The organism is Vibrio sp. Vb0349, from assembly GCF_033338975.1.
On the sequence record NZ_JAWOTS010000313.1, the window covers coordinates 1 to 1,189 of the forward strand.

Genomic DNA, 1,189 nt, shown 5'->3' on the forward strand with positions numbered 1-1,189 from the left:
CCAACGATTTTATCTTCTTTGCATAGGATAAGTGCGTTGATGTTTTTGTTCTGCATTAAGTTCAATCCTTCCACTGCTAACATTTCTGGATGTGCCGTGGTTGGATTTTTCGTCATGACTTCACCAATAGCCGTGGTATGAATATCAATGCGCTTATCCAAAGTGCGGCGTAAGTCACCATCGGTGAATATACCAAGCATAGCATCGTGTTCGTCCACGATTGCGGTCATTCCCAAACCTTTCTCTGAAATCTCCAAAAGTGCATCGCGAATCAACGCATCTGGAGACACTTTCGGTAATGCATTTCCGAAGTGCATAATATCAGACAGCTTAAGTAGCAATTTTCTTCCTAAAGCACCACCAGGATGTGAGAGAGCGAAGTCTTCTGCTGAGAATCCACGCGCTTGAAGTAGGGCAACTGCTAGCGCATCGCCCATTACTAAAGTTGCTGTGGTACTGCTGGTTGGTGCAAGACCAAGTGGACAAGCTTCTTGAGGGACAGTGATTTGCAAGTGCAAGTCAGCCAGTTTTGCCATGTTGGATTCTGGCTTGCCCGTCATGCTAATGATTTTAATGTTTAAACGCTTTAGAACAGGGAAGAGAGACAAGATTTCATGGGACTCGCCAGAGTTAGAAATAGCGATAACAATGTCACCCGCGCTGATCATACCCAAGTCACCATGCGCTGCTTCACCCGGGTGAACGAAAAACGCTGATGTACCTGTGCTGGCAAGCGTTGCTGCAATCTTGTTGCCAATGTGGCCTGATTTGCCCATACCCATCACGACAACTTTGCCGCTATTGGAAAGGATCAATTCGCAAGCTTGTTCAAACTGCTCATCAAAGTATTTGTCTAGCTCTTGCAGAGCCGCGACTTCGATATCAAGAACTTGTTTAGCTGCAGCGCGAAAATCAAATGGATTGGACATATCAGGGCTCCAATTTGTCTCTAATTATTAGTGGGATTAAGCGGCCATGTTGGCAAATAGGTACACTTGGTAACCCAAGAAACACGTAAACAGAATCGCCCCTTCGAGGCGGTTGATGCTACGTGATTTACCTAAACACATTGCTACTAACAACAGTGACACGCCAAGCATGACCCAAAAGTCACGTCCCATTGCGTATTCACTTAGTGTGGATGGGTTAATGATGCCAGGGAGGCCCATTACCGCCAAAATATTGAAAA

Annotated in this window: 1 protein-coding gene and 1 pseudogene; both read right to left on the reverse strand. The window is 45.6% G+C overall.

What is annotated here, in order from left to right; genetic code table 11:
• On the reverse strand, positions 1 to 929 hold a 929-nt coding region (locus tag R7Q47_RS25445; protein WP_318090138.1), incomplete at its 3' end, for a KpsF/GutQ family sugar-phosphate isomerase.
• Between the two features lie 36 nt (positions 930 to 965).
• A pseudogene (locus tag R7Q47_RS25450) lies at positions 966 to 1,189 on the reverse strand (calcium/sodium antiporter); the annotation flags it as partial.